Origin of the sequence: Rhizobium anhuiense (genome assembly GCF_003985145.1) — a bacterium.
GTDB lineage: Bacteria > Pseudomonadota > Alphaproteobacteria > Rhizobiales > Rhizobiaceae > Rhizobium > Rhizobium anhuiense.
On sequence record NZ_ML133527.1, the window covers coordinates 31127 to 53322 of the forward strand.

Below are 22196 nucleotides of genomic sequence, written 5' to 3' on the forward strand. Positions count from 1 at the left end.
CGTTTTGCTGATCCTACTCAGGCGGAAAGGAATTTAGGCGTTCTCGCCACGACCTCTGCCGTCCGGCCTTCACAGCCTCACTGGAACTCGAAGATCTGCCGGAAGACGCCAGGCGCGATAATCGACAGCGGATTGATCTGCAGGTTCGGTTGGTCGAACTTGCCCGTCAGTTTGAAGGTGATGCCGATCAGGCCGCGGTCGCTGCCATTTCCGAGGATGACGCCGATCAGCGGCAGCTCGGCAAAGAGGCGGTTGAGGCCGTAGGCCGGCATGAAGGTGCCGGTCATGTCCATATTGCCCTTGCGGTCGCGCACGACGCCCTGGAAGGTCGCGCCGATCTGGTCGCCGCGCAGCACGCCGTTCTCGATTCCGACCATGCCATTGCGTGAAACGACGCGGGCAAAGCCACGCTGGAAGCGCTGCGACGAGGTATCGATGTCGCGCTTGACCGCCTCGTTGAGGCTGCGCTGTTCACTTCCGACAGGCGTCGAGACGATCGAGCGCAAGCGTTGTTCGTTGACGATCGAGAAGCGGCGCACATCGAGCGAGCCGTCCCAGCCGCCCTCTGCCCCCAGCCGGATCGCCAGATTGAGCAACCCTCCCTGCATGTGCTGGTAGAGATCGGCGAAACGCGATACCGCGCCGGCATCGCCGCTGGTGATGTTGATGACGCCGCCGTCCTTCATCTGGCTGACCACGGCCTCGCCGCTGTCCGTGACGGCGGAAAAGTTGAGCGTCTGCAGCTTGTCGCCGCGCAGTGATATCTGCGCCTGGAAATTGCCGACCTTCTCGTCGTTGAAGCCGATGACGTTTTTCAGCCGGGCGCGCACCGATACGCTGGTGTCGCCGCCATCCCCGTCGCCATCGCCGTCCGAGCCCGATTTCAACCGCGCGATAACAGGCCGCGCATCGGCGCTGTCGCCGGAGACCGAGACGTCGAAATTGCCTTTGCTGCGCTTCACCGAGAGAGCGAAATCGTCGAGCGAGGAAAGCTTGACACTGTCGAAATCGGCCGAGGTCAGCCCACCCTTGCCGATATTGAGCGATCCGTTGGCGCCGAAACCGTCGCCTTTCAGCCGGAAGTTCTTGATCTGAGTGTTGTCGGCCGGGCCGGAGGTTTCAAATTCGGCTGTGGCGGCAATGCCGCTGCCCTTCGACCAGCCGATCCAAGGCAATTCGAGCAGCGATTTGGTGAGGTCGAGCTGGACGTCCTGCCGGTCGTTGTCGATCCGCGTCAGCACCATCTTCACGCTGCCGCCGATGATGCCCGAAAGGCCGGGTATCAGCTTGTTGCGCTGGTCCTCGGAAAGCGTCGCGGTGATCACCCGCTGCCGCAACGCACTGTCGGATGCCTCAACCGGTTCGGTAAGATCGATATCGGCCGGAACGCCGTCGATCTGGGCCTTGGCATCGAGCGTGATCTGTTTCGGATTGCCGTTCAGCGTGCCGTCGAGATTGGTGATGGTACGGCCGGAAAATGGCTTGGCGAGATCAATATCGCTGAGCTTCATGGCCGCCGCCCATTCGGCCGGCGGCGGGTTCTGCGAGGAGAGCAGGCCGAAATGCGCCTTCACATTCGCCTCGATCCGGCCCTTGAAATCGTCGGGCGTAAAGCCGGCGCGCTGCAGCACCCGGATCGGCCTGTAGGTTAGAAGCTCGCCGACCGCGTCCGCCGCGCCGGACACCGCGAGATCGATATCGGCCATCAGCGGCTTGTCATAGGCGGATGGTATGACGAATGTCCCCTGCCCGAGACCGACGGACCGGCCGGAGGGGAAATAGGACGTGCCGCTTTTGATCGCGATCGTCGCAACGGGGCCGGTCAGGTCGAAATGTGCCGACGTGTCGCGGATGGGCGGAATGTCGCCGGCGACGTTCATCCGAGCCCCCGCGATGTCGAAACCGATGCGGATCTGGTTGGCGTCGAGCTTCAATCCCTTGCCGCCGGCTGCCTCGTCCAGCCGGCCGAAGGGAATGAAAACGGAAATGGAAGCGTCGGTGACGGTGCCGCCGAAGAGATTGCCGTGCACCCAGTTGCGCACCTTGGGCGCCATCCAGAACGGCCAGAGCTGCTTGATCGCCGTCGTCTGCAGCTGCGACGACTGGCCGGCGAAGCTGATCTCCGGCGATTTGTCGCCGAGCTTGATATCAAGCGATCCGTAGAGCGCGCCGAGCGGGCTGGAAACGGTCATGTTGGGAAACCGGAATTCCCGGCCGGCGACCATGTAGCGCCCGGTCGCCTGGATATCGAAGGCAACAGGCGGCTCGCCGGAACCGCCGGGGGCCGCCGTGCCGCCGCTGACCAGCAGGTCGATGCCGAAGCCCTTGCCGGCCTGCGGGTCGAGCTTGTCGAGATCGATCAGCGCGCCGTTGATCGGCAGCGTGGTCGCGCCGAACCGGGCGTTGGACCGGGCAATCTCGATCGTCTGCTTGGCGAAATCATAAACGAGGTTGATTTGCCCGCCCGACAGCTCCTGCGGATCACCGTCCGCATAGATCAGGCCGGGATCGATATCGACCGTTGCCGCAAGCGCCGGCTGCGCGCCATCGCGCGCCCTGGTGGCCGACACCGTCATGTCGACAAAGGCGCTAAGCCCCTGCCGTATCACACCCTGATCGTTGCGTTTCAGCGCGAACGGCGTGAGGTCGGCATGCTTCAGCGCCGCCACCACCTTCGAGACGTGGCCGTCTTCCTTCTCGGCCAGCACGTCGAGTTCCGCCACCTCGCCGTTGAGCGCCACCTCGCCGGTCAATTGCAGCGAGGACGGGCCGGCATGGGCAAAGACCAGATTGTCGATAACAAGCGACAGCGGGCCATTGGCGGTATCGGCAAGCTTGATGTCGATGCCGGAGATGCGCACCGAATTCGTCGAGCCGCGTGTGGCGATACTGTCGAACATGTCGAACTGCGAGAAGATCCTCTCCATCGCCGCCGGCATGGCGTCGATGCGCAGATCGTCGAGCTTGACGGGATTGCCGGAAGGCAGAAGCGCGGTATCGAGCGCGATATCGTCAGCCTCGATGTCCGTGACGGCGATGCGGCCGCGGAAGAGCTGCAGCGGATCGAGCCCCAGGCGCACCGAACCCGTCGTCGACAGATGCTGGCCGCTCTCCTGATCGATCATGTTGACGTTGCGCGCTTCCAGCGCCAGACGTAAGCCCGAGGTGAAGCGGATGACGGTGGAGCCGACCTCGGCGCGGTAGCGCGGTCCGGCCACGCCGTTCAGCGCCGCCTGCGCCTGCTGCGACAGCGGTTTGTCGAACATGCCGCTCTCGACGGTGAAAACAATGCCGGCCAGAATAACAAGGATCAGTCCCAGAAATCCGCAGGTCAGCTTCGCCGTGCGGCGCATCGGCGAACGCGGCGGCGGGCAATGGACGATGATCGGATCCTCGGCCTGGGCGGACGGCAAGCGGTCCAGCGCAACGATATCCTTCTTGCGAAACGTGACCTTTTCGCCGCGGATGGCTGACATGCGCCCTCGGGTTCTCCCTTTAGTGAAGAATTGAACCCGGCCATGCTGGACGGGTTTCCATCCACTATATAATTCGGGGAGAGAAAGTGTCATCCACAAACCCGGCAAAAGAAAGGTTTTCCCAATGGCGGTTCCCGGCATCGGCGCCACGGCCCCTGATTTCAACCTTCCCCGCGACGGCGGCGGCCGCGTCTCGCTGGCCGAATTCCACGGCAGGCCGCTCGTGCTGTTCTTCTATCCCAAGGACGATACGACCGGCTGCACTGCCGAATCATTGGCTTTCACGGCCTTAGCAGCCGAGTTTGATGCGGCGGGCGCCGCCGTCATCGGCATGTCTCCCGATTCGGCCGCCTGCCATGACAAATTCGTCAAGAAGCACCGTCTTTCGGTGGCGCTCGCCTCGGACGAGGAAAAGACGACGCTGCAGGCCTATGGCGTCTGGAAAGAAAAGAGCATGTATGGCCGCAATTTCATGGGCGTCGAACGCACCACCTTCCTCATCCGCAAGGACGGCATCATCGCCACCATCTGGCAGAAGGTAAAGGTGCAGGGCCATGCCGAAACCGTGCTCGAGGCCGTGCGGAATCTCGCCGCGTGACCGGGCATCTGGCGATAACCTCGCTGCGCGGTGGCGCCATCGATGCGATCTCTTCCGCCGATCTCGACCGCAAGACGGCTCTTGCGCAGGAAAGCGCCACCCGCTGGTTCGCCCGCCGGGTGTCGCTGCGCTCGCCGCTCGATGCCGCCCTGCCGGACAGGCCCGGCCGTCCCGACAAGCCGGAGCTGACGCCGCCGACCCAGGTGAAGAAGCGCTCGCTGCATACGCTCAAGGGGCGAATCGCCCTGCTGCATGCCATTGCCCATATCGAACTCAACGCCGTCGATCTGGCGCTCGATATCGTCGCGCGATTTGCGACAGAGCAGGTGCCGAATTCCTTCTTCGACGGCTGGATGCAAGTCGCTTTCGAGGAGGCGAAGCATTTTCGCATGGTGCGCGCCAGACTCAACGATCTCGGCGCCGATTACGGCGATCTCCCCGCCCATGACGGGCTCTGGCAGGCTGCCCATTCGACGCGCAACGATCTGACGGCAAGGCTCGCCGTCGTGCCGCTGATTCTTGAAGCCCGCGGCCTCGACGTCACGCCGTCGCTGCAGGCGAAGATGCGCGAAACCGGCGATCTCGAAAGTGCGGCGGTGCTCGACGTCATCTACAACGACGAGAAAGGCCACGTCGCCATCGGCGCCAAATGGTTCCGCTTCCTCTGCGCGCGGGAGAAGCGCGACCCGGCAAAAGCCTTCCAGGAACTGGTACGCGCCAATTTCCGCGGACCGCTGAAGCCGCCCTTCAATGATCTCGCCCGTGCCGAGGCGGGGCTGACGCCGTCCTTCTACCGCGCGCTGGCATCGATCAGCCACGCTTGAAATGCCTAGTATTTCTGCCGGGTACGACGGCAATGAAAGCATTCATTAACCATAAACGTGTCTAATTTTCCGAAAGAGGCGTAGAGCATCAATCGGGAGAGCCTGCGTGAACAGCGGACATCAGCACCGGGTATTCGGCAGGCGGGCGCAGGAACATATCCTCATCCTGGCAAGCGGCGACAATGTCCGCCACATGACGGTCCGGCCGTGGATGGCAGCCCTTGCCTTCTGCTTCATCGGCGTGTTCTCGATCGGCTATCTTCTCGCCACCTCCTATCTCGTGCTGCGCGACGACCTGATCGGCGCCACCATGGCGCGCCAGGCCCGCATGCAGCACGACTATGAAGACCGGATCGCCGCCCTTCGCGCTCAGGTCGACCGCATCACCTCCCGCCAGCTTCTCGACCAGCAGGTGGTCGAGGACAAGGTCGACAAGCTGATGGAGCAGCAGATGGCGCTGACCTCGCGCCATGGCAAGCTCGACAATCTGCTCGATCGGGCCGAAAGTTCCGGCCTGACAGAGAAGGATGGCGCCCCGCCCGCGCCGTCTTCCCCCGTTCAGTCTTATGCCCCCGAGATCAAAGACAAGCGCGCTTCGCTTGACGGCGGCGGTATCCAGGCGATCGAGAAACAGCTGGCAAGCGGCGCCCCCGCCGATGCGACGCCCGACAATTCGACGCTTGCCTATGTGCCGACCGCGGAGACCGTCGGCGACCGCGCCGACCGGATCTTCTCCAAGGTGACGCTGTCGCTGAAGGATGTCGAACAGGACCAGCGCAGCCGGGTCGAACAGCTGACGAGCGATGCCGGCAGTGCCGCCAACGCTATCGAGACCGTGCTGACCCGCTTCAAGATCCCGATGCCCGAGACCGCGGCCAGGAAAGACGATGACGATGCCGTCGGCGGCCCCTATGTCGAGCCTGAAAGCAACGACGACTTCAACAATTCGCTGGTCGCCCTCGACGGCGCGCTAACCCGGCTCGAAGCCGTGCGCAGCACCGCCGAATCCCTGCCCTTCCGCAATCCCGCCGTCGGCAAGGAAGTGACCAGCCCCTTCGGCAATCGCCGCGACCCCTTCCTCGGCCGTCTCGCGCTTCATTCCGGCATCGACTTTCGCTTTTCGCCGGGCGAAAGGATCCGCCCGACGGCGCCCGGCAGGGTGATTTCGGCCGGCTGGACCGGCGGCTACGGCAACATGGTCGAGGTCGATCACGGCAACGGCATCTCGACGCGCTACGGGCATATGTCGGAGGTGCTGGTCAAGGTCGGCGACACGGTCGACCGCAACGACGTCATCGGCCTTGCCGGCAGCACCGGCCGCTCGACAGGCACGCACCTGCATTATGAAGTGCGCCAGGACGGTCACGCGGTCGATCCAGTATATTTCATGAATGCCGGCCTTAAACTCGCCACCTATATCAAGTAATACCCGCCCGGTAACCATCGCTTCACTCTGCACGGGGTGCGGCCTCTCTAATTCTTGACTTGCCGGCCATTCGGGGCTATGTCGCGCTGCATTGCGGCATGCAATCCCGCCGACTCGTTCAGAGCTCGGCCGAACCGGAACGGAAACAGTTTTCCCTTTGACGACATTTGCTGACCTTGGCTTGAGCCAAAAAGTGCTATCCGCTGTTGCCGACGCGGGCTACACGATCCCCACGCCCATTCAGGCGGGAGCCATTCCCTTTGCGCTCGAGCGCCGCGATATTTGCGGCATCGCGCAGACAGGCACCGGCAAGACGGCGTCCTTCGTTCTGCCGATGCTGTCGCTTCTGGAGAAGGGCCGCGCCCGCGCCCGCATGCCCCGCACGCTGATCCTCGAGCCGACGCGCGAACTCGCCGCCCAGGTCGCCGAGAATTTCGAGAAATACGGCAAAAACCACCGCCTCAACGTCGCCCTGCTGATCGGCGGCGTTTCTTTCGAGGACCAGGACCGCAAGCTCGAGCGCGGCGCCGACGTGCTGATCTGCACGCCCGGCCGCCTGCTCGACCATTTCGAGCGCGGCAAGCTCCTGATGAGCGGCGTCGAGATCCTCGTCATCGACGAGGCCGACCGCATGCTCGACATGGGTTTCATCCCGGATATCGAGCGCATCGCCAAGATGATCCCGTTCACCCGTCAGACGCTGTTCTTCTCGGCGACCATGCCGCCGGAAATCCAGAAGCTCGCCGACCGGTTCCTGCAGAATCCCGAGCGCATCGAGGTCGCAAAGCCGGCTTCCGCCGCAAAGACCGTGACGCAGCGCTTCGTCGCCTCGCACAGCAAGGACTACGAAAAGCGTGCGGTTCTGCGCGAACTCGTCCGTGCCCAGACCGAGCTGAAGAACGCCATCATCTTCTGCAACCGCAAGAAGGATGTCGCCGATCTCTTCCGGTCGCTCGAGCGCCACGGTTTCTCCGTCGGCGCCCTGCATGGCGATATGGACCAGCGCTCCCGCACGATGATGCTGCAGAGCTTCCGTGACGGCAATCTCCAGCTGCTGGTCGCCTCCGACGTTGCAGCCCGCGGCCTCGACATTCCCGATGTCAGCCACGTCTTCAATTTCGATGTGCCGATTCACTCCGAGGATTACGTCCACCGCATCGGCCGCACCGGCCGTGCCGGCCGCTCGGGTGCCGCCTTCACCCTGGTCACCAAGCGCGACACCAAATTCGTCGACGCCATCGAGAAGCTGATCGGCGAAAAGGTCGAATGGCAGAACGGTGACCTGAATTCCCTGCCGCCGGCGGAAGAAGGCAAGGACAGCGAACGCCCGCGCCGCAACAGCCGCGAGCGCGGCGGTCGGGACGATCGAGGCGAGAAGGATCGCGGCCGCGGCCGCGGCAGTCGTGGCGCCGCGAGTCATAAATCTGACAACGACATACAGGATAATGACGTCCAAGTGATCCAGGCAGCACCAGTAAAGGCCGACATCGTGAAGAACGAGCGCAAAGCAGAGCAGAAGCCGCAGAACAACGCGCGCAACAATCGGCCTTATCCGGCAAATGATGACAGCCGCGACCGCCGCCGCCATCGCGACCACGACGACGGCCCGACCCCGATCGGTTTCGGCGACGATATCCCCGCTTTCATGCTGATCGCCGGCAGCGCCAAGGTCTGAGCATTGCCATGGCCAGACCCGGTATCGATTTTCCGGGTCTCGGCGTCGGGCTGGTGATTCTGCGCGACGCCAGGATCCTTCTCTACAAACGTATGCGCCCACCTGAAGCCGGCTATTGGAACATTGTCGGCGGCAAGGTCGATCACATGGAGCCGGCCGAGGAAGCCGCGCGCCGCGAGGCCGAAGAAGAAACCGGCCTGACGATCGGGCGCATCGAACGAATCGGCATGACCGAGCAGATCATCGATGCCGATCGCCAGCACTGGATTTCAGTTCTCTATCTCGCCCGTGACATCGAAGGCGAACCACAATTGACCGAACCGGACAAGCTTTCGGATTTCGGCTGGTTTCCGCTGACGGACTTGCCCGAGCCGCTGTCGGCCTTCACCAAGGCGGCGATAGCGGCTTTGCCGACTGCCGAAGGCAGCTAGTCATTCGGCGCGAAGCGACGCCTCATAGGCTAGCCGCACCCATTCGCCATCAGATCGGGATCGTCATAGGCCTCGTCGGGGATCGACCAGTAGGGCATCTTCACCGGCTTGCCCTTCTTGCCTTCATAGCTCCACTGCGTGGCGCCGGCAGCGGCAAATTCCGGGGCACTCTTCTCATCGGCCTTCAGCAGCATCTCGTCCCGCACTTCGAGCGCGATGATGCGCCCAAGATGATAGATGCCCTTGCCGCCGAACATGCGCTTGACCGTGACCGGGCCGAGCCCCTGAAACATTTCCTCGATCCCGGCATTGTCCATTCTCTATTCCCTCGAAATCTCGGCCACGGCGCTCTCATCACAGCGCGTGATAATCCCGGTCCATATAGATGAGCGCCGGGTGTTTTTCGCTGAAGCGGACGGCCGCGACTTCGCCGAAGATGACATTGTGCGTCGGCATTTCCTTGATGTCGGTCACCCGGCAATCAAAGGCGGCAAGCGCGTCGGCCAGGACTGGCGCGCCGGTGACGAGCATCTCAAAACGGGCGCTGGCGAAACGGTCGTCATCGGCAATCGCCGTGCGTCCGGAAAAGGCATCGGCGACGCCCTGATGATGGGCGCCGAGCGTATTCAGGGCGAAGATGCCGCTCCTGAAAAAGATGTCGTTCTTCGGGTTGGTGTTGTTGAGGCAGATCAGCACCGAGGCCGGATTATCCGAGACCGAGCAGGCGGCGGTGATGGTGACGCCGCGGCGCAACTCGCCCATCGCCGTCGTCACGAGCTGCACATGGCCGGCATAACGGCTCATGGCATCGCGATAAAGGCCGGGGTCGATATGCTGCCTGTTCAACACCTGCTTCTCCCGTGCGCGCTTTTGCATCGATCGACTTGTTATCGCGCCAATATGGCGAGCATCGGTTACCTTTTCTACAATAGGACCGGTGAAAAGCGCTGCGTTGCGCTTGTTTTTCTTTGACGATCGCGGCCTTGCGGATAAAAGGGCATGGACGACGGCTAGGGATCTTCGCCTTTCATGATCAACCTGCGTGGCATAGCAGCCTTTCTGACGCTGCTGGGAGCGGCCGTGCCGAGCCATGCGGCAGGCGCGACGATCGGCGTCGTCGCCCCTCAGAACGGCACGCTCGCCCTCCTCGGCGCCCAGATTGCCGCCGGCGCCGGTTTCGAGATTCAACAATCAGGCAATACTCTGGTCGCCATCAACGAGACCTGCGAAGAGAATAGCGGCGCAGCAATTGCCGACGCGCTGATCAATGCCAAGGTGCAGGTCGCGATCGGCTTTCTCTGCAGCGAGACGCTGGAAGGCGCACTGCCGAAGCTGAAGGACGCCAACATTCCCGCGATCACCGTCTCCGTGCGCTCCCGCATCCTGATGGAGGATGCGCTGAAGAACGGCTGGCCGCTCTTCCGGGCAGCGCCCGCCGACGGCGCCGAGGCGGCAAAGATCATCGAAATCATCCTGAAGGACTGGGCCGCCGATCCGATCGCCCTGATCGAAGACGGCACCATCCATGGCCGAGAACTGACGGAAGCAGTGCGCAACGCGCTGGAGCAGAACGGCCTGAAGCCGGTCTTTACCGACACCTATCGGCCGGGACAGGAACAGCAGATTGCTCTCGTGCGCCGCCTGAAACGGGCCGGCGCCACCAGGGTCTTCATCGGCGGCGACCGCAACGACGTTGCCGTCATCGCCCGCGACGCCAAGGCGGAGAACATCCCGCTGTCCATCCTCGGCGGCGATGCCATGCGCGCCGCCGACCAGCCGCTGCCGCTGATTACAGGCGTGCGCGCCGTTGCCCTGCCCGAATATACCGTTCGGCCGGAAAGCGCAGCTGCAGCCGACGCTTTGCGCGCCAAAGGCATCGAGCCGGAAGGTTATGTCCTGCCGTCACTGGCCGCGGCACTCATTGCCGGCCAGGCTGCGGAAGCCGCCGCTGCAGCGAGCAAACCCCTCCAGGAGATGCTTCTCGGCACGACATTCCAGACGCCGATCGGCACGATGGCCTTCACCGGCGCGCATGAACTTTCGCAAAACCCCTACCGCCTGCTCGAATGGCGGGGCAACGGCTTTTTTCCACCCGCCGCGCCAACGCAATGAGCGGCGCGCGCCAGCCTTGAATCAGGGCGCCGCAGTCAAATGGCGACCCATATGGAGTAAGATTTGATGACGCTGCCCCTTCGCATCGCCCCCTCGATCCTCGCGGCGGATTTCGCCAGGCTTGGCGAGGAGGTGCGCGACGTAACGGCCGCCGGCGCCGACTGGATTCATCTCGACGTGATGGACGGGCATTTTGTGCCGAACATCTCCTTCGGCCCTGATGTCATCAAGTCGCTGCGCTCCTACACATCAGCCACCTTCGACTGCCACCTGATGATCTCGCCGGTCGACGATTATCTCGAAGCCTTCGCCAAGGCCGGCTGCGATCGGATCACCGTCCATGCCGAAGCCGGACCGCATCTGCACCGCTCGCTGCAGACCATCCGCAATCTCGGCAAGAAGGTCGGCGTGACGATCAATCCGGCGACACCGCTCAGCGCCATCGAGAACGTGCTCGACGATGTCGACCTCATCCTGATCATGTCGGTCAATCCCGGCTTCGGCGGACAGAAGTTCATTCCGGCGATGGCGGCCAAGATCGCGGCGGCGAAGTCACTGATCGGTGATCGGCCGATCGAACTCGAGGTCGACGGCGGCGTGACTGTGGAAACGGCGCCGGCAATTGCCCGGGCGGGCGGCAACGTCCTCGTCGCCGGCTCGGCAATTTTCAAGGGCGATACGGTCGAGGCTTACCGTCGGACCATCGCCGATCTGCGTCAGGCAGCCGAAGGGGCACGAACATGAAGAAGCGTCTCATCATTGGCGGCGTGCTTGCCGCCGCACTTGCCGGCCTGCCCGGCATGTCACTTGCCGGAGACATTGCCAATATCCAGCCGATCGGCTTTTCCGCCGACGGCAAGGTCTTCGGATTTCAGGAATTCGGCATCAAGGAGGAGGGCCGCGTCCCCTACTCCAACACCTATTTCGTCAATACCGGCAGCGGCCAGTATCTCGAGGGCACGCCGTTTCGCACCGAACTGACCGATAAGGACGCCAATCTTTCCAAGGCGCGGCGGCAGAACCTGACGGCGGCACGCGGCGAGATGGACAAATACGATCTCCTGACCAATCCCGGCCTGATCGCCGCCTTCAATCCGCCGACCGAACTCGGTTCTCCTTCGAAGACGATCCGTTACACGACGCTTGCGACCGACGGTCCGCCAAAATCACCCTATACGCTCTCGCTCGGCGAGATGCCGGTGCCGACGCCGAAGGAGTGCGCTTCGATCGACAAGCGGGTGCTTGGCTTCAGCCTGCAGATGATCGAGAAGGAGGGCGCTCCGAACCGCCAGGCGGCACGCCAGGCCACCGCCGTTCCGACTGAGCGGGTATGTTCGGTCGAATACCGGATCGGCGGCGCGATGGTCTATCAGCCGGAAACCGGAAATCAGGTTCACATCGCCCTCATCCTCGCCTTCGATGCCGAGAGGAACGGACGCTGGATCGCCGTTCCGGTTCATCCCTGAGCATGGATCGCCCCAGGACGGATCGCCCGAGGATGGATCGTCTAAGAGCTGCGCGGCCGCCCTACCCTGATCTGATTGCCGGCGCGCTGCTTTGGGGCATGCAGATGCTCGCCGCCGCCATGCTCGGCCTTTACCTGCGCAACGGCCTGGAGACGAGCCGTCTAGCCGAGGTCGCCACACTCTATTTCCTCGGCGGCCTGCTCGCCTGGCCCTTCGCCCTGCCGGTCGCCCGCTTCCTTGCCTATGACAGGCCGCCGGAAGCACGTTTTGCCGCTTTTTTCGTGACGCTGACAGCAGCGACGATTGCGATGACCGCCTTCCTCTTCGCCATGGAATACCGGATCTTCTATTCGCGCTGGCACGCCCCCTTCGGCAGCATCATCTGGGCTTTCCAGTTCGTCTTCACCAGTATCAGCGCCGTCTACCAGTTCCTGGTGATCGGCCTGCGTCTTTTCCTGCCGCTTGGTCTCGTCTGCCTTGTCGTCAGCAGCTATCATCTTGCCAAACGCATGCGTTGAGATTGCCGCCCGTCTTTGCTACAGGGGCTTCAACCTTGAACAAATCTCTTGAAGTGAAGGCAGCAGCCCATGATCCCGCGTTATTCCCGGCCCGAAATGGTCGCCATCTGGTCTCCCGAAACCAAGTTCCGCATCTGGTTCGAGATCGAGGCGCATGCTTGCGACGCGCTGGCCGAACTGGGCGTCATCCCGAAATCCGCGGCTAAGACAATCTGGGAAAAAGGTGGCGCCGCCACCTTCGACGTTGCCCGCATCGACGAGATCGAGGCCGTCACCAAGCATGACGTCATCGCCTTCCTCACCCATCTTGCCGAAATCGTCGGCCCGGATGCGCGTTTCGTCCACCAGGGTATGACCTCGTCCGACGTGCTCGATACCTGCTTCAACGTCCAGCTGGTCCGCGCCACCGACATCCTCATCGCCGATCTCGATCGCCTGCTCGAAGCGCTAAAAACCCGCGCCTTCGAACACAAGGACACCGTCACCATCGGCCGTTCTCACGGCATTCATGCCGAGCCCACCACCTTCGGCGTCAAGCTGGCGCTCGCCTATGCCGAATTCGAGCGCTGCCGCCAGCGCCTAGTCGCCGCCCGCGAGGAAGTCGCGACCTGCGCCATCTCGGGCGCCGTCGGCACCTTCGCCAATATCGATCCGCGCGTCGAGGAACATGTCGCCGAGGCGCTCGGCCTGAAGGCCGAACCGGTCTCGACGCAGGTCATCCCGCGTGACCGCCACGCCATGTATTTCGCCACCCTTGGCGTCGTCGCCTCGTCGATCGAGCGGCTGGCGACCGAGATCCGCCACCTGCAGCGCACCGAAGTGCTGGAGGCGGAGGAATATTTCTCGCCCGGCCAGAAGGGCTCTTCGGCCATGCCGCACAAGCGCAATCCGGTGCTGACCGAAAACCTGACCGGCCTTGCCCGCATGGTCCGCTCCTATGCCATGCCGGCGATGGAAAACGTCGCCCTCTGGCACGAGCGCGACATCTCCCATTCCTCGGTCGAACGCATGATTGGTCCGGATGCGACCGTGACGCTCGATTTCGCCCTCTCACGCCTCGCCGGCGTCATCGAAAAGCTGCTGGTCTATCCGGAGAATATGGAAAAGAACCTCAACAAGTTCCGCGGCCTCGTCCACTCCCAGCGCGTCCTGCTGGCGCTGACCCAGGCCGGCACCTCCCGCGAGGATGCCTACCGCCTGGTGCAGCGCAACGCCATGAAGGTCTGGGAACAGGGCAAGGATTTTCTCGAAGAGCTGCTGGCTGATGCCGAGGTGCGGGCTGCGCTATCCGAGGAGGATATTCGGGAGAAATTCGATCTCGGATATCATACCAAGCATGTGGATACGATTTTCCGGCGGGTGTTCGGCAACGCCTGAGCGATCTGCAATCAACGATATGGCGGCGCCCTCGCCGGCGCCGTTTTATTTCTGCCTTTGGCTCTCTGCAATTGCAGAGCGGATGATGGTTCAGTTTTTCTCAAGCGGCCGTTGTTTCTGCTTGTTTCCTTTGGCGGCAACAGGGCGCTTGCGTGCCGCGGCCTTTTTCAAAGGCGCCGCTTTCGCCGCCTCCTCTGTCCTGCAAGCCTCCGTCTCACCCCTGCCCTTGGCGGCCTTGGCGACCAACTCGTCGAGGCGCTTCAGCTCCTCCTCGTCGAGGTTCTCGATACCGATGAAACGGTTCTCGGCGTGGCTCGTCAGGATGATTTCGTTGAGTTTGGCCTGGATCGCCCGCGTGTCGCGCGTCTGGGCGTTCTGCAATACGAAGACCATCAGGAAGGTGATGATTGTCGTGCCGGTATTGATCACCAGCTGCCAGGTTTCCGAATAATCGAAGAACGGGCCTAGGCAGGCCCAGATGATAACGGCGATGAGCGCCAGGATGAAGATAACGGGCTTGCCCGCCCATTCTGATGTCTTGGTTGCGAAGCGGGCAAACAGATGCTTTATCGCCACCTCTGAAATCCTCCCTCGACGTCTCCAGAGCATGGTCTCGACGACATCATGCTCTGGCAAAAAACTCCGAGGCAGGTTTGAGGTTCCCCAGGGATTCGAGAATTCCCTGGGGGCGAGGCTTGGTTACGCGGCGGCTTCCCGCGCAATCAGCTTGCGATAGAGATGCCAGGTCGCATGGCCGAGGATCGGGATAACCAGCGCAAGCCCGGCAAAGACCGGGATCGTGCCGATCACGAGCAGTGCGGCGACGATCAGGCCCCAGAGCAGCACCGGCACCGGATTGAGAACCATCGCGCGGATCGACGCCGTGACGGCGGCCACCGCCCCGACATCGCGGTCGAGCAGCAACGGAAAAGTGATGACGGTCATCGCCAGCACGACGAGCGCGAAGACGAAGCCGATGAGATTGCCCCAGATGATCAGCTGCATGCCCTGGGGCGTGCCGAAGACCTGGCTGAAGAAATCCGCCATGCTGCGCGGGAACACTTCGCCGAGCAGATTGCTGTAGAGCGTCTGCGCCGTCACCAGCCAGACGACAAAGAAAGCGCAGAGCATCAGTCCGACCGCCACGATCGATGGCAGAGCCGGCGAATGGCGCACTTCGAGCGCGTGCGTCCAGGACGTGTCAAGGCCGGCCTCGCGCCGGCGGCTGATTTCGTAGAGGCCGATCGCCGCGATCGGGCCGATCAGCGCGAAACCCGCCATCAGAGGGAAGACCATCGGCAAAAGGTTGGCGCCCGAGGTCCACAGCGTCAGGAAGACGCCGGCGATCGGGTACATCAGGCATAGGAACACATAGTGGGACGGTTTCTCCATGAAATCATCGTACCCGCGCTTCAGCGCGTCGAAGACGTCGGCGATACTGATGCGATTGACGACGGGGCGCACAAAGTTTTCACTTGAACCCGTCATGACATGAAATGCCGCCATGGCTTTCTCCTCCTCAGCCGAGACCTGATCGGCGGCGGACAGCATCGGCGGGCAAGCCGACACGAAATCCGCAACCGGCACTCGAGCAATATAACAAGTTTCAGCCGCCCTGTCGCTCTCTCCCTTGGCATCCCCTCTTGACATCTCGGCCAAGCTTTCTCACATCGGCGGCACTATGAAAGCCTCAGACGCAGATATCCTCATCATCCCCGGCTACACCAACTCGGGCCCGAGCCACTGGCAGAGCCGCTGGGAGGCAAAGCTCAGCACGGCGCGCCGTGTCGAACAGGTCGAATGGACGAAGCCGGTCCGCGAGGACTGGATCGCCCGCATCGCCGAGGAGGTGAACGCCTCGACCCGCCCGGTCATTCTCGTCGCCCATTCGCTGGGCGTGCCCTCGGTGATCCACGCCATCCCGCATTTCCGCAACCGGGTGGCGGGCGCGTTCCTCGTTGCTCCGCCCGATGTCGCCAATCCCGACATCCGCCCGAAGCATCTGATGACCTTCGGCCCCTATCCGCGCGATCCGCTGCCCTTCCCGTCGATCACGGTCGCCAGCCGCAACGACCCGTTCGGCAGTTACGACCATGCCGACGATATCGCCAGCAGCTGGGGCTCCTTCCTCGTCGATGCCGGCGAGTCCGGTCACATCAATGCCGATTCCGGTCACGGTCCCTGGCCCGAAGGCACCATGGTCTTTGCCCAGTTCCTCAGCCGGCTCTCCGCTGAGTGAGGAAAACCCGCCTTCTCGCTTGTTGAGCAAGTGCTTTCTAAGTCTTTCTTAATGGAATGACAGCAGACTGCACCGAGGTGAAATAAGCGAGAATGCCCGTGAAGAAAGCCCTTCGAGAGGCTGATGATCCGCATGGCGAAGCCGCAGCGGCTGAGGCAGGCATAGGCAATGGGGCGGCCGACGATTCCGACCTGGCGGAGCGGGAAAGCCGCTGGAACCACGCACTCGTCGGCTCGGGCCTTGGCGTATGGGATCATAACTACCGTCTCGATCGGAAATATTACTCGCAGACGTGGAAAACCATGCGCGGCATGGCGCCCGACGAGGAAGCCGCCGGCGATTACGACGCCTGGCTGCAGCTCGTTCATCCCGACGATCGCGATTTCGTCATCCATGCCATCGACCGGCAGAACGCCGGCGATCCCAACTACCAGATCTTCGAATATCGCGAGCGCCACAGGGACGGCCACTGGATCTGGATCGAGTGCCGCGGTGCCTGCGTGGAATGGGACGAGAGCGGCGTACCGACGCGCATCGTCGGCACGGATACCGATATCACCGCCCGCAAGCAGGCCGAGGAGACGCTGGCGCGTTTGTCGCGCCGGCTCGATCTGGCGCTGGAGGTTTCCCGCATCGGCGTCTTCGAAGCCGATATCGAACATGATACCGTCGAATGGGACGAGCGCCTCATTGCCATTTACGGTCTGCAGGGCGCCCCGCGTCAGATCGGCGGCGACGCCTGGGCGAAAAGCCTGCATCCCGACGACCGGGAACGCGTGCTTGGCTTGTCCGACCGCAGCGTCGAAAGCGGAAGTGATTTCCAGCAGGAATACCGCATCATCCGCGGCGACGGCGCCGAACGCGTCATCCGCGCCCGCTCGGCCTTCTTCATCGACGGCAATGGCAACCGCAAACTGATCGGCGCCAACTGGGATGTTACCGAAGAGGCCGCGCTCCGCAACGAGCTGCAGCGCGCCAAGGATCTGGCGGAAGCGCGCAACCGCGAGCTCGAAGCCGCCAAGGAGAGCATCGAGCATCTGGCGCTGCACGATTACCTTACAGGCCTGCCGAACCGCCGCTACCTCGACAAGATGCTGGGCGAGCGCTCGGCCGAATGCCGGGCCAAGGACCTTGCACTGGCGATCCTGCATATCGATCTCGACCGCTTCAAGCAGATCAACGACACGCTCGGCCACCGGGCCGGCGACGCCATGCTGCAGCATGCCGCAAACGTGCTGAGGAATTCCGTCCGAACCGCCGATTTCGTCGCCCGCATCGGCGGCGACGAGTTTGTCATCCTCTGCGCCGTCGATCCAGCATCGAAGAAGATCGCCGGCCTTGCCGAACGTGTCATCCGCGAATTGCGCAAACCCGTCAGATATGAAGGGCACGACTGCCGTTTCGGCGCCAGCATCGGCATCACCGTCGACAGCGGGCCGACGCTCGACGCCAAGCAGATGCTGCTCGACGCCGATATCGCGCTCTATCGGGCCAAGGGCCTGGGCCGCAACCGTTTCGAATTCTTCTCGGCGTCTGACCGCCGCGACACCATCTCCGCCAAGCACCTCGCCGACGAGATACTGATCGGCCTCGAACGCAATGAATTCGTGCCCTTCTATCAGCTGCAGTTCGATGCCCGCACGCTCGATGTCACCGGCGTCGAAACACTAGCGCGCTGGCAGCACCCGGTGCACGGGCTGCTGACGCCCGACCGCTTCCTCGATATCGCCGAGGATCTCGACGTCGTCTCGACCATCGACGCGCTGATCCTGGAACGCGCGCTGGCCGATCGCAGCGCCTGGATCAAGGACGGGTTCTCGATTCCGAAGATATCGGTCAACGTCTCCGCAAGGCGGCTCGCCGATCCCGATCTCGGCAAAAAGCTCCGCGCTCTGAAGATCGAGCCCGGCACCATCTCCTTCGAACTGCTGGAATCGATCTCGCTCGACGATTGCGACGAGGGGGTAGCCGCCAACCTGAAAAAGCTGCGCAAGCTCGGCATCGACATCCAGATCGACGATTTCGGCACCGGCCATGCCTCGATCGTCAGCCTGTTGCGCCTAAGCCCCAAGACGCTGAAGATCGACCGCGAACTGATCCGCATGCTGCCGCAATCGGCCGAGCAGCGCAAACTCGTCGGCTCGATCATCGATATCGGCCGCTCGCTTGATATCCTGGTCATCGCCGAGGGCGTCGAGACGGCGGATCACATCCGCATCCTCGAGGAACTCGACTGCGACACGCTGCAGGGCTACGCGCTCGCCCGGCCGATGCCGGCCATGCAGATCCCCTCCTTCATCCGCGCCGGAAGCTGGCGCCACGGGCAAATCGCCGCTCGCGCCTTGCAGACTGAGCTTCGCCGCGCGCTGCGCAGCAGAGCCGCCAAATAAACACCTGCATAAGCGGCCCGCCATTTCGCCTTCATTCCACCGTAGAGGAAAAGGCGCTAGACTCGTCTTGCGAATTCATTCGATTCTCTTGGCGGTATTCCGTAAAATCGGAAACCGGGGCCAGGAAATTCGGAAACCATGGAAGGAGCGACAGGCGGATTGTGAAACCCTCTCTTTTCCTTTAAGGGGACGCCACGAGATCGATCCACTCGCGCTATCCCAAGAGCGCCAACAACAGAGAATGACCACGATGAACCGTCGCCGCCGTATCTACGAGGGCAAGGCAAAGATTCTGTATGAAGGCCCGGAACCGGGTACTTTGATTCAGTTCTTCAAAGACGATGCCACTGCCTTCAACAAGAAGAAACACGAAGTCATCGATGGCAAAGGCGTCCTCAACAACCGCATTTCCGAATATATCTTCAGCCATCTGAACAAGATCGGCATCCCCACCCATTTCATCCGCCGGCTCAACATGCGCGAGCAGCTGATCAAGGAAGTGGAGATGATCCCGCTGGAGATCGTCGTGCGCAACGTCGCCGCCGGTTCTCTCGCCAAGCGCCTCGGCATCGACGAAGGCGTCGTGCTGCCGCGCTCGATCATCGAATTCTATTACAAGTCCGACGCGCTCGACGATCCGATGGTCTCCGAAGAGCACATCACTGCCTTCGGCTGGGCCAATCCTGCCGAGCTCGACGACATCATGGCGCTTGCCATCCGGGTCAACGACTTCATGACCGGCCTGTTCCTCGGCGTCGGCATCCAGCTCGTCGACTTCAAGATCGAATGCGGCCGCCTCTTCGAAGGCGATCTGATGCGCATCATTCTCGCCGACGAGATCTCGCCGGACAGCTGCCGGCTCTGGGATATCGAGACCCACGAGAAGATGGACAAGGATCGTTTCCGCCGCGACCTCGGCGGATTGCTCGAAGCCTATTCCGAAGTTGCGCGCCGTCTCGGCATCATCAATGAAAACGAGCCTGTGCGCGGCACCGGCCCGGTTCTCGTCAAGTAAGGCAGGAAAGACAAAGTGATCAAGGCTCGTGTCACCGTCACGCTGAAAAACGGCGTTCTCGATCCGCAGGGCAAGGCTATCGAGGGTGCGCTTGGCGCCCTCGGCTTCTCGGGCGTCGGCCATGTAAGACAGGGCAAGGTCTTCGACCTGGAACTGGAAGGCGCCGACAAGGGCAAGGCCGAGGCCGACCTCAAGGCAATGTGCGAAAAGCTGCTCGCCAATACGGTGATCGAGAACTACGCAATCGCGATCGACTGACGATCACAGACCCGTCTTCCGGCGGACCTTGAGGATTTGGCGTCATGATGAAAGCAAAGCTGGAGACGGAAGTCTCGAAATATATGAGCTACGTTTTGCGTCATGCGCCTGATGCCGCGGGTTTGACGCTTGATGGCGAGGGTTGGGTGTCGTTCGATGCGCTCGAAAAAGCGTTGGCGTCGAAATTCGACGTTTCCCGCGCCGATATTATCGAGATTGTCGAAAACAATCCGAAGAAGCGCTTCGCCCTCGCCGATAATAGAATTCGCGCAAACCAAGGTCATAGCGTCGACGTCGATCTCGCATTGAACCCGGTTGAGCCGCCTGCCGCTCTATTTCACGGCACATCTCTGACGAACTGGCAGTCGATCGAGCGCGAAGGCTTGAAGAAGATGCAGCGACACCACGTTCATCTCTCAGCAGATGTCGACACGGCTAAAATCGTCGCAATGCGTCGCAAGGGTGAATACATCATCCTGCGTGTCGACGCGGCCCGCATGTTTTCAGAGGGTCATTCTTTCATTGTCTCCGACAATGGAGTATGGCTCGCCGAAAGCGTTCCAGTTCAATATCTTTCGCCAGACGCAGGGACCCCATGAAATCAGCCGTCGTTCAACTTCCGGGCCTCAACCGCGACCGCGACATGATCGCAGCCTTGGCCAAAATCTCCGGCCAACAGCCGGTGACGATCTGGCAGACGGAAACCGAGATCCCCGATGTCGACCTGATCGTCATCCCCGGCGGCTTTTCTTATGGCGATTACCTGCGCTGCGGCGCGATCGCTGCCCGCATGCCGGTCATGCAGGCAATCATCGACAAGGCTGCGAAGGGCGTGAAGGTGCTCGGCGTCTGCAACGGCTTCCAGATCCTCGTCGAGGCCGGCCTGCTGCCCGGCGCGCTGATGCGCAATTCCTCGCTGAAATTCGTCTGCCGCGAAATCAAGCTCGAAGTCGTCAATGCCGAGACGGATTTCACCCGCGCTTATGCGCAGGGCCAAGTCATCCGCTGCCCGATCGCCCATCATGACGGCAATTATTTCGCCGACGAAGCGACGCTGGCTGCGATCGAAGGCAATGGCCAGGTGGTATTCCGTTATGCCGAGGGCACCAATCCGAACGGCTCGATCAACGATATCGCCGCAGTGATGAACGAAAAGGGCAACGTGCTCGGCATGATGCCGCACCCAGAGAACCTGATCGAAGCCGCCCATGGCGGTTCGGACGGCCGCGGTCTCTTTGCTTCGGCGCTCGACGTCATCGCCGCCTGAGACCTGCACGTTGCCCCGCGCGTAGCGGTTTTGGGCAACGGCATGCACCCGAAAATCCTTCCGTCCGGATCTGGAGCAAGATTGATGCGCCCTCGCCTCGCAAACGCCACCCTGTTGACCGCTCTCGCAGCCATGGTCGCAGCCTGCCAGACGCCGGCACCGACGACAGGCCCGAACCGTGGCGCGCTGCCGACGATGGAACGCGTGGCGCTCGGCGCCAATGCCTGCTGGTTCAAGTCGGGCGATCCGGCTTTTGCCGCCTATAAGCTCGCACCGGAACTCAATTCCTTTTCCGGCCGGCCGCGCATCCTGGTCGTCCACAAGGGCAGCCCGGAAAGCCGGCCGCTGCTCGTCGTGCAGGCTGAGGGAAGCCCCTCGCGTCTCCAGGCCTTCGGGCCGATGATGCAGGAGCCGGTCGCGGGCCGCATCGCCGCCGACGTCAATCGCTGGTCGGCAGGCAACAAGGCCTGCAGCTAGAGCCTTTCCGGGTTAGCTTGCAGCATTCTGTTGGCTCAAACGGAGTCGGATGGTCGACCGGCCGGCGCGCGTCGTAGCCCGGCTCTACGGCCAAGCCGGCCGGTCGATCAGCCGGCCCGTTTCAGCCAACCCGAAGGGCCAGGCATCTTTCCGCCAGGATCAAAGGCGATCGGCTCGGACGTACCAAGAGGTATGCCCTTCGCCAATCGCCTTTGCCCTGACGAAAACCTGCTCCGGCAGAATGCTGCAATCTAACCCGGAAGGGCTCTAATCGCCCCGTTCAGTTCCGAAAGCATGATCCGTTCGGAAAGCACCTTCAGTCCCAGAAGAACGACTTGCTGACTTCGCGCGCCGCATCGGACTGCGACACGCCGATATCCTTGAGCTCGTTCGCCGTCAGGTTTCTCAGCGCACGCCGGCCTTCCCGCTTCTGATGCCAGAGAAGAGTGGCCGCCCAGATCCGGCCGAGCCGCGTCGTCGCCTCAGCGGGCACGTCGGGGAGAATGATCTGTCTCCTGTCCTCATAGGAGACAATCGGTACAATCGGCATTTTGATCTCGGGTAAGGCAGACATTCCAGGAATCCTCACGGCTTGTCGTTGGAATTGACTCATACGCTTGACCGATACAATGTGCCAATATATACAA

General features: G+C 62.2%; 22 protein-coding genes and 1 pseudogene. 17 read left to right on the forward strand and 6 right to left on the reverse strand.

The window, feature by feature from the left end; genetic code table 11:
- Positions 1 to 77 precede the first annotated feature (77 nt).
- Positions 78 to 3476, reverse strand: a complete 3399-nt coding sequence (locus EEQ99_RS18580) for a YhdP family protein (RefSeq protein WP_127430895.1) — start codon at positions 3474 to 3476, stop codon at positions 78 to 80.
- A gap of 124 nt (positions 3477 to 3600) precedes the next feature.
- Here EEQ99_RS18580 and EEQ99_RS18585 point away from each other — a divergent pair, with 124 nt between their 5' ends.
- The 5 genes from EEQ99_RS18585 to EEQ99_RS18605 all read left to right on the forward strand — a co-directional run bounded on the left by EEQ99_RS18585 (position 3601) and on the right by EEQ99_RS18605 (position 8430).
- Positions 3601 to 4074 (forward strand): peroxiredoxin, encoded by a 474-nt coding sequence (locus EEQ99_RS18585; protein ID WP_063475236.1) that lies wholly within the window; start codon positions 3601 to 3603, stop codon positions 4072 to 4074.
- Positions 4071 to 4898, forward strand: a complete 828-nt coding sequence (locus EEQ99_RS18590; protein WP_047609980.1) for a ferritin-like domain-containing protein — start codon at positions 4071 to 4073, stop codon at positions 4896 to 4898. Before EEQ99_RS18585 ends, EEQ99_RS18590 begins: the two co-directional genes overlap by 4 nt.
- Positions 4899 to 5004: 106 nt before the next feature.
- Positions 5005 to 6324 carry a peptidoglycan DD-metalloendopeptidase family protein gene (locus EEQ99_RS18595; protein WP_127430896.1) on the forward strand — a complete coding sequence of 440 codons (1320 nt, stop codon included), beginning with the start codon at positions 5005 to 5007 and terminating at the stop codon, positions 6322 to 6324.
- A 157-nt stretch (positions 6325 to 6481) separates the two neighbouring features.
- On the forward strand, positions 6482 to 7999 hold the full coding sequence (locus EEQ99_RS18600; protein ID WP_047609983.1) for a DEAD/DEAH box helicase: 1518 nt from the start codon (positions 6482 to 6484) through the stop codon (positions 7997 to 7999).
- Between the two features lie 8 nt (positions 8000 to 8007).
- On the forward strand, positions 8008 to 8430 hold the full coding sequence (locus EEQ99_RS18605; RefSeq protein ID WP_127430897.1) for an NUDIX domain-containing protein: 423 nt from the start codon (positions 8008 to 8010) through the stop codon (positions 8428 to 8430).
- On the opposite strand, the pseudogene EEQ99_RS18610 reads toward EEQ99_RS18605, so the two are convergent.
- Positions 8431 to 8747: pseudogene (locus EEQ99_RS18610) on the reverse strand (TfoX/Sxy family protein).
- A gap of 37 nt (positions 8748 to 8784) precedes the next feature.
- Positions 8785 to 9279 (reverse strand): flavin reductase, encoded by a 495-nt coding sequence (locus tag EEQ99_RS18615; RefSeq protein ID WP_127430898.1) that lies wholly within the window; start codon positions 9277 to 9279, stop codon positions 8785 to 8787.
- Between the two features lie 180 nt (positions 9280 to 9459).
- Between EEQ99_RS18615 and EEQ99_RS18620 the strand changes: the two genes are divergently transcribed.
- From EEQ99_RS18620 to purB, 5 genes are all read left to right on the forward strand, one after another.
- Positions 9460 to 10542: an ABC transporter substrate-binding protein gene (locus EEQ99_RS18620; RefSeq protein WP_127430899.1), complete on the forward strand. Its 1083-nt coding sequence runs from the start codon at positions 9460 to 9462 to the stop codon at positions 10540 to 10542.
- 66 nt (positions 10543 to 10608) lie between these two features.
- Positions 10609 to 11286 carry a ribulose-phosphate 3-epimerase gene (rpe, locus tag EEQ99_RS18625; protein WP_127430900.1) on the forward strand — a complete coding sequence of 226 codons (678 nt, stop codon included), beginning with the start codon at positions 10609 to 10611 and terminating at the stop codon, positions 11284 to 11286.
- Entirely contained in the window at positions 11283 to 12008 is a 726-nt protein-coding gene (locus tag EEQ99_RS18630) for a DUF2259 domain-containing protein (RefSeq protein ID WP_127430901.1), read from the forward strand. Before rpe ends, EEQ99_RS18630 begins: the two co-directional genes overlap by 4 nt.
- A gap of 32 nt (positions 12009 to 12040) precedes the next feature.
- Positions 12041 to 12526 (forward strand): hypothetical protein, encoded by a 486-nt coding sequence (locus EEQ99_RS18635; RefSeq protein WP_088930350.1) that lies wholly within the window; start codon positions 12041 to 12043, stop codon positions 12524 to 12526.
- Positions 12527 to 12595: 69 nt separating this feature from the next.
- Positions 12596 to 13903: an adenylosuccinate lyase gene (purB, locus tag EEQ99_RS18640; RefSeq protein ID WP_028758352.1), complete on the forward strand. Its 1308-nt coding sequence runs from the start codon at positions 12596 to 12598 to the stop codon at positions 13901 to 13903.
- Between the two features lie 90 nt (positions 13904 to 13993).
- Here purB and EEQ99_RS18645 read toward each other — a convergent pair whose 3' ends face one another.
- Together EEQ99_RS18645 and EEQ99_RS18650 are read right to left on the reverse strand one after the other, a co-directional pair.
- Complete coding sequence (locus EEQ99_RS18645; protein WP_127430954.1) at positions 13994 to 14473, reverse strand: low affinity iron permease family protein; 480 nt, start codon at positions 14471 to 14473, stop codon at positions 13994 to 13996.
- A gap of 129 nt (positions 14474 to 14602) precedes the next feature.
- The gene (locus EEQ99_RS18650) at positions 14603 to 15409 is read right to left on the reverse strand and encodes a DUF2189 domain-containing protein (RefSeq protein ID WP_047611582.1); all 807 of its coding nucleotides are present in this window, start codon (positions 15407 to 15409) and stop codon (positions 14603 to 14605) included.
- 175 nt (positions 15410 to 15584) lie between these two features.
- On the opposite strand from EEQ99_RS18650, the gene EEQ99_RS18655 reads away from it, so the two are divergent.
- The 7 genes from EEQ99_RS18655 (at position 15585) to EEQ99_RS18685 (ending at position 21549) form a co-directional block, all read left to right on the forward strand.
- Entirely contained in the window at positions 15585 to 16142 is a 558-nt protein-coding gene (locus EEQ99_RS18655; RefSeq protein WP_028758349.1) for an RBBP9/YdeN family alpha/beta hydrolase, read from the forward strand.
- Positions 16143 to 16234: 92 nt separating this feature from the next.
- Positions 16235 to 18532, forward strand: a complete 2298-nt coding sequence (locus EEQ99_RS18660; RefSeq protein ID WP_127430902.1) for a putative bifunctional diguanylate cyclase/phosphodiesterase — start codon at positions 16235 to 16237, stop codon at positions 18530 to 18532.
- 250 nt (positions 18533 to 18782) lie between these two features.
- Complete coding sequence (gene purC, locus EEQ99_RS18665; RefSeq protein WP_003568927.1) at positions 18783 to 19547, forward strand: phosphoribosylaminoimidazolesuccinocarboxamide synthase; 765 nt, start codon at positions 18783 to 18785, stop codon at positions 19545 to 19547.
- A gap of 15 nt (positions 19548 to 19562) precedes the next feature.
- Positions 19563 to 19805, forward strand: coding sequence for a phosphoribosylformylglycinamidine synthase subunit PurS (purS, locus tag EEQ99_RS18670; protein WP_012757626.1), 243 nt, complete (start codon positions 19563 to 19565; stop codon positions 19803 to 19805).
- 44 nt (positions 19806 to 19849) lie between these two features.
- A complete protein-coding gene (locus EEQ99_RS18675; protein WP_127430903.1) occupies positions 19850 to 20404 on the forward strand; it encodes an RNA 2'-phosphotransferase in 555 nt (184 codons plus the stop codon).
- Positions 20401 to 21072, forward strand: coding sequence for a phosphoribosylformylglycinamidine synthase subunit PurQ (gene purQ / locus EEQ99_RS18680; RefSeq protein WP_127430904.1), 672 nt, complete (start codon positions 20401 to 20403; stop codon positions 21070 to 21072). Before EEQ99_RS18675 ends, purQ begins: the two co-directional genes overlap by 4 nt.
- Positions 21073 to 21156: 84 nt before the next feature.
- Complete coding sequence (locus tag EEQ99_RS18685; protein ID WP_127430905.1) at positions 21157 to 21549, forward strand: hypothetical protein; 393 nt, start codon at positions 21157 to 21159, stop codon at positions 21547 to 21549.
- 316 nt (positions 21550 to 21865) lie between these two features.
- On the opposite strand, the gene EEQ99_RS18700 is transcribed toward EEQ99_RS18685, so the two are convergent.
- Positions 21866 to 22123: a DUF1127 domain-containing protein gene (locus EEQ99_RS18700; RefSeq protein ID WP_028758058.1), complete on the reverse strand. Its 258-nt coding sequence runs from the start codon at positions 22121 to 22123 to the stop codon at positions 21866 to 21868.
- Between the last annotated feature and the right edge of the window lie 73 nt (positions 22124 to 22196).

What these genes read in the sequence shown, in the direction of transcription:
- EEQ99_RS18635 (WP_088930350.1), top strand. Translation starts at nt 12,041, where the DNA reads ATGGATCGTCTAAGAGCTGCGCGGCCGCCCTACCCTGATCTGATTGCC.
- EEQ99_RS18650 (WP_047611582.1), bottom strand. Translation starts at nt 15,409, where the DNA reads ATGGCGGCATTTCATGTCATGACGGGTTCAAGTGAAAACTTTGTGCGC.
- EEQ99_RS18660 (WP_127430902.1), top strand. Translation starts at nt 16,235, where the DNA reads ATGCCCGTGAAGAAAGCCCTTCGAGAGGCTGATGATCCGCATGGCGAA.
- EEQ99_RS18605 (WP_127430897.1), top strand. Translation starts at nt 8,008, where the DNA reads ATGGCCAGACCCGGTATCGATTTTCCGGGTCTCGGCGTCGGGCTGGTG.
- purB (WP_028758352.1), top strand. Translation starts at nt 12,596, where the DNA reads ATGATCCCGCGTTATTCCCGGCCCGAAATGGTCGCCATCTGGTCTCCC.
- purC (WP_003568927.1), top strand. Translation starts at nt 18,783, where the DNA reads ATGAACCGTCGCCGCCGTATCTACGAGGGCAAGGCAAAGATTCTGTAT.
- purQ (WP_127430904.1), top strand. Translation starts at nt 20,401, where the DNA reads ATGAAATCAGCCGTCGTTCAACTTCCGGGCCTCAACCGCGACCGCGAC.
- rpe (WP_127430900.1), top strand. Translation starts at nt 10,609, where the DNA reads ATGACGCTGCCCCTTCGCATCGCCCCCTCGATCCTCGCGGCGGATTTC.
- EEQ99_RS18675 (WP_127430903.1), top strand. Translation starts at nt 19,850, where the DNA reads ATGATGAAAGCAAAGCTGGAGACGGAAGTCTCGAAATATATGAGCTAC.
- EEQ99_RS18585 (WP_063475236.1), top strand. Translation starts at nt 3,601, where the DNA reads ATGGCGGTTCCCGGCATCGGCGCCACGGCCCCTGATTTCAACCTTCCC.
- EEQ99_RS18655 (WP_028758349.1), top strand. Translation starts at nt 15,585, where the DNA reads ATGAAAGCCTCAGACGCAGATATCCTCATCATCCCCGGCTACACCAAC.
- EEQ99_RS18685 (WP_127430905.1), top strand. Translation starts at nt 21,157, where the DNA reads ATGCGCCCTCGCCTCGCAAACGCCACCCTGTTGACCGCTCTCGCAGCC.
- EEQ99_RS18620 (WP_127430899.1), top strand. Translation starts at nt 9,460, where the DNA reads ATGATCAACCTGCGTGGCATAGCAGCCTTTCTGACGCTGCTGGGAGCG.
- EEQ99_RS18700 (WP_028758058.1), bottom strand. Translation starts at nt 22,123, where the DNA reads ATGTCTGCCTTACCCGAGATCAAAATGCCGATTGTACCGATTGTCTCC.
- EEQ99_RS18630 (WP_127430901.1), top strand. Translation starts at nt 11,283, where the DNA reads ATGAAGAAGCGTCTCATCATTGGCGGCGTGCTTGCCGCCGCACTTGCC.
- EEQ99_RS18580 (WP_127430895.1), bottom strand. Translation starts at nt 3,476, where the DNA reads ATGTCAGCCATCCGCGGCGAAAAGGTCACGTTTCGCAAGAAGGATATC.